Here is a 14,022-nt window from a genome sequence, read left to right on the forward strand (position 1 = left end):
GATCTGCTTGTATATGTTTGAATTTCAGATACTTAAATATACTCAAGTACACTGGTTCTATCTATATTCACCTCCCAATAATTCTACATTTTATTAATCGAACTCAGGTTATAAGGCTGTAGAACTGGTTGATTTATAAACTGGAGAAATGAAGGATTTCGGTCCTTTCGAACCAGGCAGCAAATTTCTCGATGGCATGGGTTACGTGCAAAGTGATTACGCTCCAGCCTATAGTGTGAATAGCGGGAAGTTATACCTTTCTCATGGTTCAGACCCTACGCTATACATTTATGATTTTTCCGCTAAGGAGGCAAAACTTGATACTGCTATTCATCTAGCTATACCTGATTTCTATGAGGTAGAAGGTATTCCACGATCTGAGTTCTCTCCTGGAAGTGTCACGATCAATGGAGGTACAGCTGCCATCCGTAACATCCTGGTCCTAAACGGAAAAATATTGGTTCATTACTACCCAGGGATAGACCCAAAAATCATTGAAGAAGCAAGGTCACTGTGGAGCGCAGGCAAAGAAGAAGAAGGTAATGCAATATATAGTAAAGCTTCAGCAGAGACAGAACCAGGGATAATGCTATTTGACGAAAAGAGCCTATCTTATTTAGGAACACTTGATTTTCTTGCCGGCACAAATACTGGTGGATTTATGGCAGATGAAGACTTTCTATATTTTCAAAGGGTACCAGCAGAGGATGTGGAAGAAGATTTTTTGAGGATTTATAAAATGAACTTGGTGGAGAAATGAATTATAGACATTGTTTAATCGCCATTTTCGCTTTCAGTTTTATAGCTTGTTCTTCTTCAGAAAATTCTAAGGAAGCATCTTCGGAAGTTTCAAACGAATGGGAACTTCAAATAGTGGATTCTATTCAGGTGGATTATTTAGGAAGTGTAAGGGGTGGAGAATTCAGAAATGGAAAAGGGGTGATTTTTGATTTTAACCCAAATAAGCTGATAGAATTTGATGAAACTGGGGAGATTCTAAATCAGCAATCTTACCCAAAGGAAGGTCCTGGAGCAGTAATTTATCCGACGACACTACGCTATGATGAACAAGGAAAACTCTATGGAATGAGTTTCTTAAGCTGGCTTTATGAATTCAATCCTGACCTTACCCTTAAACGACAAGTCGATATGCCGTTCTTAGCGGAATCCCAAGATGGGATGTCTTTTGGGAGAAACTTTGAACCCTGGAAAGATCACCTCATCGCTTGGTACCCTGGTAGGGATGGTGCAAATCAATATGATCCATTTTTCTTCAGAGATCACTTTCTTTTGGAAAAGCTTAATATCAACACCGGTGAAGCAGAACCAATTGTGAAGATCCCCCCGACATCCCGATATAGCAGTGATAAATATTATGAAAGAACGGCGTTGAGATTTGGTTTAGTTGATGAGGTTCTCTACTTGGTTCTAAACAATGAGCCATTTATCCATACTTATGATATGGTAGATGGTTTCAAATACTTGGAAACCATTGATTTTTCACCGTCGGTATTTTTCGATAATGGAGAACAAACGAAAGCTTATGAATATATATCAGGTTCCCGCATGCTAGATGGGAGAATTTCAGGTTTTTACCCTCGTTTAGATGGAATCTTTATCACTTATACTGAAGGTATTAGCGAGGATATTTTTATTCAGAATGAATTAAAGAACCCAAATAATTACCCACAATACATTGATTTTCAACGGCATATTTTAAAATTCATGAATACTGATTCTGTCTGGTCAAATGAAATAATCATTCCGAACAACATTGATCAAATTCTAAACATCGAATCCCTCTCCAAGCCCTTCTACGCTCTCCGAAATGACGAATACCTAGGCGAAGAGCAGGATTATTTGACTTTTTATAAACTGCAATTAGTACAAAAAAGAAACCTTTCCTACATATACATCCTCCCATTTGCTTTTATCTTAATAGCCTGCTCAGCTGAAAAGGAGGAAACGACCAACTCAACTCCACTTTCAGAGCAAGCTTTAGAATTTGAGATTTACGATTCTCTCGTGGTGGATTATTTGGGTATGCTTTCCATGATGGATATTAGCCCAGACGGCAATTCTATCTTGATGATTGATATGAATACGGACACGATTTTTGTAACCGCCAAGTCTGGAAAAATCCTTCATAAATTCAAAAAATATGGAGATGCACCAGGTAATTATACTAGAGATCGCTATGGAGTCGCTGTGTTCGCAAACAATCAAGAGTTCCTAATCCCAAGTACTTCGGGAATCTACAAGTAAGGTCTGAATGGAGATTTTGTCAAGATGTACAAGCCGGAATTTGAGTATTTCCCTAGTCTGATTATTACATCGGGAAATAGTTTACAGATCAAAGAGGGAAAAGTATACACGAATTATGGTGGGAGATATAACGATGAATTGGGGCGAAATGGAATAGATTATCAACAAAACTCCACGCAACTAGAAGTTTTACACCTAGAGACAGGAGAATTTTCAGGTGTTATCCCTTTTCCAGAAGCTTCAAAATTCAATAATTCAGAACTTGCCTACCAAGAAATCTTTTTCTATCCTAATTTCAGCATCCTCCGTGATTCATTGTACCTAATTTTCAGAAATGAGCCGAAAATTTTCACCTATTCAGTCACTGATCTATCAAGCCCCGCATCTGTACGCACTATTCCTTTTGAAGAATTCATAGAAAAAACACCTGAAGGAAAAAAACTGTCGAATGGTTTTAATTTTGAAGACCTTGTATTAGGCACTATCAATAACCTTATCCCTATGGGAAATGGGACATTTATGATCGATTACTTAGGAGGATTGAGTAAAGACAAATACGATCAGGCACTTGAGGAAGCAGGGGGGCAAACTAACAAAATCTGGCCATTTGCCACCAAATTAAACTCGGGTGGTTATGTGATTTTCGACGGTACTAGTATCAGTTCCCCCATAAGCAAGTCGAGCATTCTTGGAAAATTAGACAAATTCGTCTCCAAGGATGAAGTTTGGTTTTCGCTTAATTTTTCTGAAGCAGAAAACGATTATTCGGTAATCTATAAAACCAGACTGGTCGCCAAATGAAATCTAATAAAAAGCACGATTGATGAAGTTTATCAATCGCGCTTTTTATTGGATTTCAGGTCGCTTAGAACAATCTAAAACCAACGGAAAGAATCCACTGATTCGTTCGCTGATCAGTATTGAAGCCCGCGATACTTCCGTTCATCTTGTCCAAGGAACTTTCGTATTTCGCATCAATTATCAGATTTCCTATATCCAAACCAAGACCTGCTTGGTAACCTAGAGTTGCATTGTCAAAATCAACGCCTCGTACCGTTTCCCCAGCTTCCTTAAGCTCCGAGTTCACATTGATGCTTGCTATTGGGCCAGCCTGTACTCTCAGAAAGTTGAACATCTTAAATCCTACCATCACTGGTATATCCAGACGGTTGAAATCAGCTTCATATTCTCTGATTGGCTGATCATCCGGATCGAAAGTAAATTGTCCTTGCGTTTGCGTGTACAGTACTTCTGGCTGTAGGTATAAAGGGCCAAGACCTATTCTGGCAAAAACCCCGACATGATACCCAAATTTGGATTCACCATTTTTGAATTGATCACTTTTAAGATCCAGTTGTGTTTGGCTAAGGCCTACTTTTGGGCCCAAAGAAAATCCCTGCGAATAGCCAGTAAGTGCAAATACCAGCAGAATAAATGATAGAATGACTTTTTTCATTTCTTTATAGTTATTGGTTTAGTATGCTTAGTAACGACAGATTTTAAGAAAAATTAGCAATTCCCTTGCCAATACATGTTTTAGCATAAAAACAAAAAAGGAAGCCAATCTGCTTCCTTTTCGATTATCAATGCAAATAACTATTACGCAGCTTGAGCTGTACCGAAAACACCTACCATATTAAGAATCAGCAGAATTATCACAACTGGACAAACCCACTTAATGAAGAACATCCATCCAGATCTGAATGGGCCTTTGAAACCTGGTGCTCCAGAAGCCAATTCATCAGCAAAATCAGAGATTTTGGACGCCCAACCAGTGTATAGTGAAAGCATCAAGCAGATCACAATCACTGCAAACGTACCAAAAACAAAGTCCATAATTCCGAAGAAACCTTCCAATCTATTTCCGAAGAAATTGATGTGTAAATTGGCGAAGAAGGTACCTGGGATTTGAGAAAGTGCAGAAGGAACAGAAAGTGCCATAGCAGCGATACCCACTGTCCAAGTAGCCCGTTTTCTGCCCCACTTTTTATCATCGATCAGGAATGATACGGGAACTTCCAACATAGAAATAGTAGAAGTCAACGCTGCCACCATCAATAGAATAAAGAAAAGTCCCCCAACGATATTACCGCCCGGCATAGCATCAAATACTTTTGGCAACACATCAAATACCAAAGCTGGTCCTGCAGCAGGATCTTTTCCCGGAAGTAGCGCAAATAGTGCAGGGAACACCATCAAACCACCCAATAGCGCAACTGAAGTATCCATTCCAGCTATCCATGCTGAAGACTGAATTATGTTAGCTTTTTTGGGCAAATAGGAACCAAAAGTGATCATTAATCCCCATCCAACTGACATAGAGAAGAAAGCCTGACCAAGTGCCTGAAGCACTACTGCACCATTTATTTTAGAAAAATCTGGTTTCAAATAATACTCTATCCCTGCAGATGCTCCTTCAAGTGTAACTGATCTTCCAGCAATGAATATGATGATGATAAATAACACTGGCATCAGGAATTTGGATGCCTTTTCAATACCTCCAGAAACACCTCCTAATACAATTAAGATCGTCATTAATATAAATACGAATGTCAATGGAATGACATACATAGGAGTCTCTACAAAGACTGCAAAATCAACTGGTATATTAATTATTTCTGTAAAAATATAACCTACAGTCCAGCCTGCAATCACTGAATAATAACTGAATACAAAAAAGCAAACTATTACACAAAGGACTCCCGCCAACTGCCAGAAGCCATTTCCTCCTGTATCTCTGATCGCTCCAATTGGGCTTTTTCCTGATTTTCTACCTAAGGCAATTTCATTGAATAAAAGTGGTAACGCGATAAGCAATACGCAAACTATATAAACAAATACGAAGGCTCCGCCTCCATTTTCACCGACCAAATAAGGGAACCTCCAAATATTTCCCAGACCTACTGCGGATCCTGCTGCGGCCATGATAAAGCCAAGACTTGATCCCCATTGACCTCTTTCTTCGGTGTCGTTGCTAACTGCCATAAATTATTTTAAAGTTAAATAAAGGGTTTATAACTGCTTTTTAAGAGCGGGCTAAGATAATTTGTTTTGCTAAAATACCAATTGCCGTTCGGAAAGATTTCGGCTCAAAACCAAGCTGTTCACGAGCTTTGGTGATAGTAAATCCTGTTATTAAAGGTCTTTTTGCAGGCTGCGAAAAAGTACTGGAATCTGCTCGCTTGATTAATTCCTTGTTAAGTCCAAAGTACTCAGCGGTAATTATTGCCATTTCATAAGCAGATAAAAAGTCTGGTCCGCAAATATTAAATATTCCCTCTGCTTCTTTCTCTGCAATCAAAATGCAACCTGCTGCCAAATCCTCTGCAAGTGTAGGAGTACGGAACTGATCATCTACTACTTGGATTTCCTTCCCTGCTTCCAAGGAAGATTTTACCCAAAGGACAATATTGGTCCGGCTCATATCATGCGCGATTCCAAATACCAAAACTGTTCGCGCAATTGCCCATTTGGTCTTACTGTTCATGACCAGCTGCTCACCTTCGAGCTTCGTTTCTCCATAATAATTGACTGGAGCTGCTTCAGCATTTTCATCTAGAGGACCTTCTTCTCCTGAGAAAATAAAATCCGTAGACACAAAAATAAAATGTGCTTTTGCCTCCTCAGCAGCTTTAACGAGATAAGCTGTAGCGTTGACATTTGCGTCATAGCAAGCCTCCTGATTCAGTTCGCATTGATCCACATGAGTCATAGCGGCACCATGGATTATTATATCTGGCTTAATACCAGCTAAGGTTTTTTCTACCTCAGTCGCATTGGTGATATCAAGTGATACATATTCAAATCCTTCACCTGGTAATCTGCATTCGCCTTTGCCGCTTGCGACAACCTGAAATTCACCTTTCTCGATCAACTGAGCCACTAGCTTTTGTCCAAGCAAGCCATTTGCACCAGTGATAAATACTTTCTTCTTACTTTTCATCTGAGTAGCTGTAGTCATATTCTTTTTCGATTTTCTTTCGGGACATTTTTTCAACTTTCACAGTCATATAAACCGGCTCATTAGGTCTGTCTCTATACCCAGTAGAAACTTTAGATATCTCATCCGCCACTTCCAGTCCTTGGATCACTTCGCCAAAAACAGTATATTCTTTATCCAGGTGAGGCACCCCTCCCACCGTAGTATAAGCTTCAATCTGTTCTTTGGTGAAATCCTTAGTCAAGTTAGTGTTAAGCGATGACTCCAGTTCATCCCGCTTGGAAAGAAGCAACGTAGTCAAACTATCATATTTTTGCTCGTTATACAGGCGTACGTAAGTGTTTTTTAATTCCTCCTGGCTTCCTAGCTCAATGTATTTCATGAAAGATTTTTGCAAAAGCTCCATATCCGTGGTGAGCTCAAGCTCATCATAGACTTTCCCGATTGTAATGTAAAATTGAGAACCATTGGATCGACGCTCAGGATTAATACCATCAGGTTGACGGGCTGCCGCTATCATACCTTTCTTGTGATAATGATTCGATCTGATTTCGGCTGGAAGTGTTGGCCACTCTTGTGGGGGAAGATCCTCTTTCGTAAAAACGTCTCCTCCCTGAATCATGAAATCTTTCATAATACGCTGGAATTCGGTAGAATCAAACCTACCAGCTTCGGCCATTTTGATAAAGTTGGATTTGTGCTCAGGCGTATCATCAAAGAGAACTGCCACGATATTTCCGTAACTGGTCTCTATTGTAATCACGTAATCTTTCTCGCCTGCGCAGGCAAATGAGCTCGCGCAAAGGAAGAAAAAAAGTAAGGTTCTTAGAAATCTCATTTATTCAGTGTTGTTTTGATTTGATCCAAAATAACTTTTCCGCCTGCGGCGAAAACCTCGTCGGCCAGCTTTTGACCTAGTTTTTCTGGCTGATCAGCGTTCCCTTGTACTACAATGGATATGCGTTCTTTACCATCTAAGCTCACTATCCCTCCTTTTAAGGTAAGTTGGTCTCCCGTGAGATTTGCTAGTGCAAAAACAGGAATACTACAGCCACCTTCCAGCACTCTAAGGTAGGCTCGCTCAGCTCGAAGTCTTAAAGAGGTTTCACGATGATTGCAAGCCGATTTAATTTTTGACTTCAATTCCGAATCTAGCTTTTTCGCTACTTCGATAGCCACAGACCCTTGCCCTACTGCTGGAGTAAATTCATTCAAATCCAATTCCTTCACTATCATATCGTCATACTCCATCCGATGAGCACCTGCGTACGCCAGTAACAAAGCATCGCATAGTCCCTCTTCCATTTTGCGGATTCGAGTTTGCAGATTTCCACGAACATCCACCGTTTTTACATGTGGGTAAAAATGCTTCAAAGTAGAAACACGACGTGTGGATGAAGTACCTAAGACAATATCATTCTTTAGGGAAATTGATTTGTCATGAGATACCAACACATCATTTTCCTTCTCACGCTCGGTAAAAGCAATTAACTCAAAGCCTTCCGGCAAATTGGACTGCATATCCTTGGCACTGTGAACAGCAATATCAATTCGGCCATCCTGTAATTGATCTTCCAACTCCTGAGTAAAAACTCCTTTGCTCCCTATCTTGGCAATGGAAACATCAAGGATTTGATCTCCTTTCGTATCGATGATAACAATCTCTGTAATAAGTCCTGCTTTTTGTAATAGTTCCTCTACATGATACGCTTGCCAAAGCGCTAATTTGCTTCCCCGCGTACCTATTTTCACTACCTGACTCATTGACTTGATATTTTCATAGGGCGCTTAATCACCCCTTCTTCTATAAACTTCACGATTGCAGCAGCAATATTTATCCCTGTAGCTTTCTCAATCCCCTCTAGTCCTGGTGAGCTGTTTACTTCCAAAATCAATGGTCCTCTTGCTGACTGAAGCATATCCACTCCAGCTACATCCAATCCAAGTGCTTTCGCAGCACCCAATGCAGCTTGCTTTTCAGCCCGACTCAACTTAATAATGGTAGCTTTTCCTCCCCTGTGAAGATTGGATCTGAATTCGCCCTCTGCACCTTGACGCTTCATAGCTCCCACCACTTTTCCGTTCACAATAAATGCACGAATATCTGCACCTCTAGCTTCCTTAATAAATTCTTGAATAATAATTCTAGCTTTCAACCCGTGAAAAGCTTCAATTACTGACTGACTTGCTTTTTTGGTTTCTGCCAAAACAACACCCAAGCCCTGGGTGCCTTCAAGTAATTTGATAATAAGCGGCGCTCCACCTACATGCTCGATGATTTGCTTCTCTCCGCCTTTGGAGAAGTTGGTGAAGGCTGTTTTGGGCATCCCCAGACCTGCACTGGATAAGATTTGTAAGCTTCTCAACTTATCCCGGCTTCTTACTATCGCCTGAGAATTCACCGCTGAGAAAGCTCCCATGAGTTCAAACTGCCGAACTACGGCTGTTCCGTAAAAAGTAACTGATGCACCAATCCTGGGAATGATAGCGTCTATATCAGTGAGTTTTTCTCCTTTGTATATGATAGAAGGACCTTCTTGCTCAATGATCAAGTCACAAATACTATGATTTACTATTATTGCTTCATGTCCCGCTTTCTGAATCGCTTCAAAAAGCCTTTTGGTAGAATACAAACTTGGGTTCCTGGATAGGATTGCAATTTTCATAAGAAAATTTTTAGAGGGTGTGAGTCACTTTTTTGACTCGTAAGGTAAATCAGTAGTTAGCTTATTTTTTTCTGTATTGTCTGGCCAAATTGACTTTACATACATCTACAAGAAAACGATTTCTTAGGATTTTCCGTCCAAGGAGAATTGCATTTCTCATACTTGACCGATCCGATAATGTAAACTCTGCCGAATATACTTCATCAGCAAGTTCAAAGGTAGTCTCGATCAAATATCTAACCTCTGCATGACCGAATGAATTTTTCACTTTTTTCTCTCTGAAATGTTCAAAAGTGACTACATCACCTGTAAACGCTGTGTGCCCTGGAAGTAAGGGTTGGAATTGCAATACACGCTTCCCGTTCAATTCGATTACTTCTAGATTCTCAGCATGAATGCTGCTTGTATATGCCCCAGTATCCACTTTGCCCCACACCAAATTCAGCCCTAATTCCGGAAGCGATACTTTTTCCTTTCTTCCTATTATTTTTCGATCCATATCAGCTGATTTTCGCCATCAATCTAGTCACATTCATAGAAAGATCGGTGAATATAAATTTAGCGTTGCCATTTCTCTCCAAATGATAATGAGCAGTATTGAAATCACCATAAAGTTTGCCGACGTGCTCTTCCTTCAGGACTTTTCCACTGATATTATTGACAAAGGTGCGATCTTCATCGTGTGTACGAAGAAGCTGATCCAGACCGGCATTCTTCAATAATATCTCTCGAAGGACATTTAGGCCTGTCAGCAGGAGAGATTTCTGTGCTTCCTTATCTGATTTGTGAAAATCATCTGCTAGTCCAAAAATACTCTTGAAATCTGCTTTATAACAAGACAAAAACCATTCTCTGATTTTTTTCACCTGCAAGTCTTCTACCTGATCCACTAATCTGTATGCCTCCCTTAAATTTCCATCCGCCAGCATCGCTATTTGATCAGCGGACGCTTCATCACAAAGCCCTTTTGCAATTAGATGGCTTTTCACTTCCTCATCTGAAAACCCGCGAATTGTCACTTTCTGCGTTCTCGAAAGAATAGTTGTCAATAGCTGATCAGCATAACCCGTGATTAAAATAAAGAGCGTTTTCGGTTGCGGCTCTTCTAGTATTTTCAGTAATGCATTGGCAGCCGAAGGGTGTAGAAATTCAGGCGACCAAATCATCATTATTTTGTAACCTCCCTCGAAAGACATCAGAGAAAGGGCTTGAATGATTTTGCGGGCAGCTCCTTTGGAAATATTCAGTTGTTTCTTTTCGAAATTATTGAAATAGATAAAATCATGGACATTCCCGTAAGGTTGCTCAATCGCAAACTTCCTCCAGTTTGTCAGTAGGTCAACTTTTTCATCTTCTTCTTTATCATCATCCTTTGCGGTGGCAATAGTCGGAAAAGCAAAATTCAAATCAGGCAAAACCAATCGGCTCATCCGCTGGCAAGATGCACAAGTACCACAGGAATCTGTAGCTCCCGGATTTTCGCAGTACAAATAGGTGCACAGCGCCAAAGCCATTGTCAGATTAGCCGAACCCTCAGGTCCATGGAATAATAATGCATGCGCCAAATGATTGTTTTTGACAGCGTTGATTAGGTTTTCTTTGGTTTCGGGAAGCCCCGGTATATCTGCGAATTGCATAGATTATTTGATCAGGATGAGGTTTCCCAAATTCTATAGTTTTTGGACATTTCGAAAATTTGACGAAAGATTTCTTGTTCTTCCGTATTCATTCCCATTCCCCTTCTTGCCACCACAGCTTTTGCTGTCTCTATAAATTTTGGGAACAAAAAAGTAGAGAACCCTTCTTCTCCACCCCAAGCAAAGGAAGGGATAAATTTACGCGGAAATCCTGCCCCAAAGACATTTGCCCCAACTCCTGTTACAGTTCCGGTATTGAACATGGTATTTATCCCACATTTGGAATGGTCACCCATCATCAGACCACAAAACTGCAAACCCGTGTTGGCATAATTCCCTGCTGTATAGTCCCAAAGTTTAACTGAGGAATAATTGTTTTTCAGATTACTGGTATTCGTATCAGCCCCCATATTACACCATTCGCCTATCACAGAATTTCCCAAGAAACCATCATGACCTTTATTGCTATAGCCAAATATCACCGAGTTGGATATTTCACCACCAACTTTGGAATGAGGGCCGACTGTAGTGTCTCCTTTTATTTTCGCACCCATATTTACAGTAGAACTTTCGCAAAGCGCAAATGGCCCACGAATCAATGCTCCTTCTTGAATCTCAGCGTTTTTGCCAATATAAATTGGTCCATTATCCGCATTCAAAACTGCGGCACGAATCACTGCTCCCTCTTCGATAAAGATCTTATCAGGTGAATAAAGAATAGTATGAGGATCAGTATTTTTGACGCTTTTTCTACCTTGGGTGAGTAAGTCAAAATCCTTTTTGATTTCAGCTCCATTGAATTGGAAGATATTCCAAGTCTTCAAAAGTAAAGAGGGATCAGAATCCATCTGGATAATTTCCTTGCCCTTCACAGCGACAAGATTCTTTTCAGTTTCACCAATATAAGTAGCCATCAAAGTTTTTCCGAAATAGAGCGCCTGATCAACAGAAAGAGACTTTAGTAACCTTAAGCTATTGCCATCAGGAAGCCACGCTCCATTAATAGCCAACGCATTTCCTGCTTTTCTGGGAAATTTCTTCTGAAGGTAACCTTGGGTGAGAAATGAAACCGATGCTCCGGTCAGCTTTTCCCATTTTTCAGAGATTTTCAAGATTCCAATGCGAATATCGGCAACTGGTCTGGTAAAAGTAAAAGGAAGCAATGACCCGCGAATGGCGGGATCATCAAACAACAAAATCGAGTTCATGAGGCAAAAATAAAAAAGTCTCCCGGAATCCATGCTCCGGGAGACTTTTTAGCCTGAGATAAGAAAGAATTACTTCTTCTGAGCGTATCTTCTGTTGAATTTCTCAACACGACCCGCAGTATCAAGCATCATTTTCTTACCAGTGTAGAAAGGGTGAGACTGAGAGCTCACTTCCACTTTAAACAAAGGATATTCGTTACCATCTTCCCAAGTGATTGTCTCGCTTGTTTCGATAGTTGATTTAGTAATAAATTTAAACTCACTAGAAGTGTCGTAGAAAACGACGTCTCTATAGTTTGGATGGATATCAGCTTTCATATTATTGCTAGTTATATAGTACCTCTTTCAAATGAGGCACAAAGTTACCCTTTTTCAGAAAATCCACCAAATCTTTGTCAAGTATTTCTAAGTCAATTGATCAAAAGGATTTAAAAAATGGATTTTAGAGCACAAAAGAAGGGCTTTTGACTCAAAAATAAATAAGAATCAAGGCCAATTAGAATCGAAAATACTGTCTCAACTAGGTGCTTTAGCTGAATTACCTTCATTTCAATCATCCCCAATAGTATTCCATTTTCAGGAATGTTTTTTAGATTTAGCCAATGCTAAAGCCATACAAACACAACCTAAGCCCTAAGCTGCTTATTTTATTAAGCCTGTTTTTTCTTCCACTTTTTACCTTTGCACAAGGAAGCTACATCCCATTTGATCGGGATTATTATCAGAAAATCGAACGATATGAGATCTTGCAGGGAAGAAACAATGCCAATTTCCACACTGGAGCAAAGCCTTACAGAAGAGATCATGTGGCTGCATACTTAGATAGCCTCTCAGGACATGCCGTTATCCGTTCTAGATCTGATCAGTTCAATCTGGCTTATTTGAGTCAGGACAATTGGGAATTTGTCAGCAGAGAAACCCCTGAATCAAAAAAACCTTTCCTTAAAGGACTTTACAAACGACCGGGAGACTTCGCACATTATTATAGTGAAGAATTTGATATTCATGTGAGTCCTGTCATTTACCTAAATGGAGGCGTAGAGCCAGACAACGATCAAAACCCAAATCGACTTTCCCGCGGACTAGTTCTTCGTGGATCAATTGATAAGAAAGTGGGTTTTTACACATATTTCACCACATCAGAAGCATTTTTTCCAAGCTGGGTAAAAGGCTATGCAGAGCACAATGGCGCTGTTCCCGGAGAAGGTTTTTGGAAAGAATATAATGCTGACGGTTATAGCTATTTCTCAGCTTTGGGACATGTGAGTTTCAATATCACTAAGCATATTCAAGTGGAAGTCGGTCATGACCGAAACTTTATCGGGGAAGGCTATAGATCTTTTTTGTTATCTGACTTTTCTAATCCTTACATGTTTGTGAAGTTAAATACGCAGGTATGGAAGTTCCAACTAACAAATATCTGGACACAGATGACTGCCGATGTGGATTATGATAGAGGTAGACCTACTGACGGTCGATATCCTCAGAAATGGTTCTCCTTCCACCGTCTAGGTTTCAATGTAGGCAAAAACCTAAATCTAGGATTCTTCGAGTCAGTGATGACAGATAAAGCAGATTTCAATTACTACAATCCTATTGTCTTTTACCGCTGGGTGGAACAGTCCTTGGGAACCCCAGACAAGGTTATGCTGGGATTTGATGGAAAATGGAATTTCTATCCTTCCATGCAGCTTTATGGACAATTTGCACTAGACGAATTTGTATTCTCTGAGTTTTTCGGCCAAGATGGCAAAGGCTCTAAGCGAAATAAATACGGAATCCAAGCCGGCTTCAAATACATTGATCTGTTCAAAGTCTCTAATCTTGACTTGCAATTAGAATACAATTCTGCCAGACCCTACACATTTCAGGAGAAAACAGATTATCAATCGTACAGCAATTGGCGGACACCGCTGACCCATCCGAGGGGAGCAAACTTCCGTGAAATGCTGGGAATCATTAGATACCAACCTATTCCAAAACTGAATCTTACCTTCCTCACCATGTACCAACTCTATGGAGCAGATCTGGATGAGGCAACAAACTGGGGTGGTGATGTCCTGAAAAACAGACTTGAGGGAAGTCCGACAGGATTATTTGGCAATGAAATCGGCCAAGGAATAGAAAATAAGGTAATCCAGACAAATCTGAATGCCAGCTATATGCTTCGCCATAATTTCTTTGTTGATGCATCACATACTTTCAGACGGAGAACTGCTCAGGATCTAGACAGCCCAGAGACCACTCAATACTTGCAGCTGGCCCTTCGTTGGAACTTTATCAGACCGGATTACAACTATTAAAGA

At 40.2% G+C, this 14,022-nt stretch carries 14 protein-coding genes; 4 read left to right on the forward strand and 10 right to left on the reverse strand.

Annotated elements, in window-relative coordinates:
- Positions 1–148 precede the first annotated feature (148 nt).
- From SYJ56_RS23210 to SYJ56_RS23220, 3 genes are read left to right on the forward strand one after another with little or no spacing between them, the layout of a single operon-like run.
- Entirely contained in the window at positions 149–760 is a 612-nt protein-coding gene (locus SYJ56_RS23210; RefSeq protein WP_323838425.1) for a hypothetical protein, read from the forward strand.
- Positions 757–2,265: a hypothetical protein gene (locus tag SYJ56_RS23215; protein WP_323838427.1), complete on the forward strand. Its 1,509-nt coding sequence runs from the start codon at positions 757–759 to the stop codon at positions 2,263–2,265. Before SYJ56_RS23210 ends, SYJ56_RS23215 begins: the two co-directional genes overlap by 4 nt.
- 24 nt (positions 2,266–2,289) lie before the next feature.
- Positions 2,290–3,066 carry a hypothetical protein gene (locus SYJ56_RS23220; RefSeq protein ID WP_323838429.1) on the forward strand — a complete coding sequence of 259 codons (777 nt, stop codon included), beginning with the start codon at positions 2,290–2,292 and terminating at the stop codon, positions 3,064–3,066.
- 64 nt (positions 3,067–3,130) lie between these two features.
- Here SYJ56_RS23220 and SYJ56_RS23225 read toward each other — a convergent pair whose 3' ends face one another.
- From SYJ56_RS23225 to SYJ56_RS23270, 10 genes are all read right to left on the reverse strand, one after another.
- A complete protein-coding gene (locus SYJ56_RS23225; protein ID WP_323838431.1) occupies positions 3,131–3,721 on the reverse strand; it encodes a porin family protein in 591 nt (196 codons plus the stop codon).
- Between the two features lie 143 nt (positions 3,722–3,864).
- On the reverse strand, positions 3,865–5,250 hold the full coding sequence (locus SYJ56_RS23230; RefSeq protein ID WP_323838433.1) for a sodium-dependent transporter: 1,386 nt from the start codon (positions 5,248–5,250) through the stop codon (positions 3,865–3,867).
- A 40-nt stretch (positions 5,251–5,290) separates the two neighbouring features.
- Positions 5,291–6,226 (reverse strand): SDR family oxidoreductase, encoded by a 936-nt coding sequence (locus tag SYJ56_RS23235; RefSeq protein WP_323838435.1) that lies wholly within the window; start codon positions 6,224–6,226, stop codon positions 5,291–5,293.
- On the reverse strand, positions 6,198–7,043 hold the full coding sequence (locus SYJ56_RS23240; protein WP_323838437.1) for a peptidylprolyl isomerase: 846 nt from the start codon (positions 7,041–7,043) through the stop codon (positions 6,198–6,200). Before SYJ56_RS23240 ends, SYJ56_RS23235 begins: the two co-directional genes overlap by 29 nt.
- A complete protein-coding gene (gene hemC / locus SYJ56_RS23245; RefSeq protein ID WP_323838439.1) occupies positions 7,040–7,969 on the reverse strand; it encodes a hydroxymethylbilane synthase in 930 nt (309 codons plus the stop codon). Before hemC ends, SYJ56_RS23240 begins: the two co-directional genes overlap by 4 nt.
- Entirely contained in the window at positions 7,966–8,871 is a 906-nt protein-coding gene (rimK, locus tag SYJ56_RS23250) for a 30S ribosomal protein S6--L-glutamate ligase (protein WP_323838441.1), read from the reverse strand. Before rimK ends, hemC begins: the two co-directional genes overlap by 4 nt.
- A gap of 61 nt (positions 8,872–8,932) precedes the next feature.
- On the reverse strand, positions 8,933–9,370 hold the full coding sequence (locus SYJ56_RS23255) for an ATP-dependent zinc protease family protein (protein ID WP_323838443.1): 438 nt from the start codon (positions 9,368–9,370) through the stop codon (positions 8,933–8,935).
- Between the two features lies 1 nt (position 9,371).
- Complete coding sequence (locus SYJ56_RS23260) at positions 9,372–10,508, reverse strand: DNA polymerase III subunit (protein WP_323838445.1); 1,137 nt, start codon at positions 10,506–10,508, stop codon at positions 9,372–9,374.
- Between the two features lie 11 nt (positions 10,509–10,519).
- Positions 10,520–11,716 (reverse strand): GlmU family protein, encoded by a 1,197-nt coding sequence (locus tag SYJ56_RS23265; RefSeq protein WP_323838447.1) that lies wholly within the window; start codon positions 11,714–11,716, stop codon positions 10,520–10,522.
- A gap of 69 nt (positions 11,717–11,785) precedes the next feature.
- Positions 11,786–12,034 (reverse strand): type B 50S ribosomal protein L31, encoded by a 249-nt coding sequence (locus SYJ56_RS23270; protein WP_323838449.1) that lies wholly within the window; start codon positions 12,032–12,034, stop codon positions 11,786–11,788.
- A gap of 284 nt (positions 12,035–12,318) precedes the next feature.
- On the opposite strand from SYJ56_RS23270, the gene SYJ56_RS23275 reads away from it, so the two are divergent.
- Positions 12,319–14,019 (forward strand): hypothetical protein, encoded by a 1,701-nt coding sequence (locus SYJ56_RS23275; protein ID WP_323838451.1) that lies wholly within the window; start codon positions 12,319–12,321, stop codon positions 14,017–14,019.
- Positions 14,020–14,022 lie beyond the last annotated feature (3 nt).

Origin of the sequence: Algoriphagus aurantiacus (genome assembly GCF_035156405.1) — a bacterium.
In the GTDB taxonomy this organism is placed as follows: domain Bacteria; phylum Bacteroidota; class Bacteroidia; order Cytophagales; family Cyclobacteriaceae; genus Algoriphagus; species Algoriphagus aurantiacus.